At 67.4% G+C, this 552-nt stretch carries 1 protein-coding gene; it reads left to right on the top strand.

All coding sequences use genetic code 11. The features are described 5' to 3' along the window. Positions 1-16: 16 nt before the first annotated feature. On the top strand, positions 17-552 hold a 536-nt coding region (locus AACY52_RS29740; protein WP_339561291.1), incomplete at its 3' end, for an FAD-dependent oxidoreductase.

A 552-nucleotide genomic window follows, 5' to 3' on the forward strand; every position in this document is an offset into this window, starting at 1 on the left:
CTATGGCGGCCCTGGCGTGCAGCCGCTGACCACCGCTTCGGGCGCTGCGTTGCGGGGCGGTGGGTTTCTGGCCGATCTTGGCTCACTCCATATCGGGCGCGCCGCCGATGCGGACAAAATCGACAGCTTTCTGGCAGAGTTTGCGGGCAGCAGTGTGGCACTGCAGCGGGTCGATCCGCGCGCGTATATTCCGGGTTTGCGCGCCGATTGGACGCTGGGCGTGCTGGAGGCGAGCAGCACCTATATCGATGTCGCGGCGCTCCACGCGCATTATCTGGCACAGGCTCGGCAAGGCGGCGTGAAGCTGTTGCTGTCCTCGCCGCTGCAACGCGCGGTCCGTGCGGACGGTCGCTGGCAAATGGAGACGGGCGCAGGGCCGGTGTCGGCCACGATCCTCGTCAACGCGGCGGGTGCCTGGGCCGATGCGGTGGCGGAAATGGCCGGGGTCGCGCCGATCGGTATCGCCGCCTATCGTCGCACCGTTGTGCAACTGGCGACCAGTCCGGCGGCCCCCGATTCGCTGCCGCATATCGCGGATATTTCGGGCCAATT

Origin of the sequence: Pseudomonas sp. EA_65y_Pfl1_P113 (assembly GCF_963970525.1) — a bacterium.
In the GTDB taxonomy this organism is placed as follows: Bacteria; Pseudomonadota; Gammaproteobacteria; order Pseudomonadales; family Pseudomonadaceae; genus Aquipseudomonas; species Aquipseudomonas tritici.